A 574-nucleotide genomic window follows, 5' to 3' on the forward strand; every position below is an offset into this window, starting at 1 on the left:
CTTGTTGAGGTACAGGGAGTTTCAGCCAGTACTCGGTATGGACTGCCTGCCAGAGCAGGAATTCTCCGGGGCATCATGCCCCCCTCGGTATCGATCTTTTTCTCCTCTTTTTTGCTGACAGCGGCCCAAAAAGGACGTATCAGATTAGGGAAAATGCGCAGAAGCCCTTAAAACAGTGGCATAACGCGGTGTGGTGGTTGTGCGTCACTTTGTCGCTTTGCGCGACGCAAAGTGACGCACCGGTTGAGGGCCGGGCGCGAAAGATCGCGGATTCTGGCGCAGATTGACGGTCACGCGGCAGCAAAGCCTGGCGGCAATGCAGGCCACAGCCCGTAGGGTAAAGGGGGCAGATCCTCAGCCGGACAGGGATTTACCCGGAAATTTCAGATGTCGTTGAATGCTGACCAGAGTGCTGGCGCAGCGAAAAGACATGTTGTTTGTGAAGTTTGACCTCTGTCGCAGTGACCTGCGAGCCGGTGTTTGCGGAGGTATTCACCGGTAGGGGCTGCCATCCTGAGTTCCTCAGGCGCTTCTTTCAGGCCGTGAAGCATGGGCGCTGGCAACGACAGCATTG

At 56.4% G+C, this 574-nt stretch carries 1 protein-coding gene; it reads right to left on the reverse strand.

Annotated elements, in window-relative coordinates; genetic code table 11:
• Nucleotides 1-383 precede the first annotated feature (383 nt).
• On the reverse strand, nucleotides 384-574 hold a 191-nt coding region (locus tag F4V72_RS24275), incomplete at its 5' end, for a hypothetical protein (protein WP_211361531.1).

The sequence above is a fragment of the Salmonella enterica subsp. diarizonae genome, assembly GCF_008692785.1.
Lineage (GTDB): Bacteria > Pseudomonadota > Gammaproteobacteria > Enterobacterales > Enterobacteriaceae > Salmonella > Salmonella diarizonae.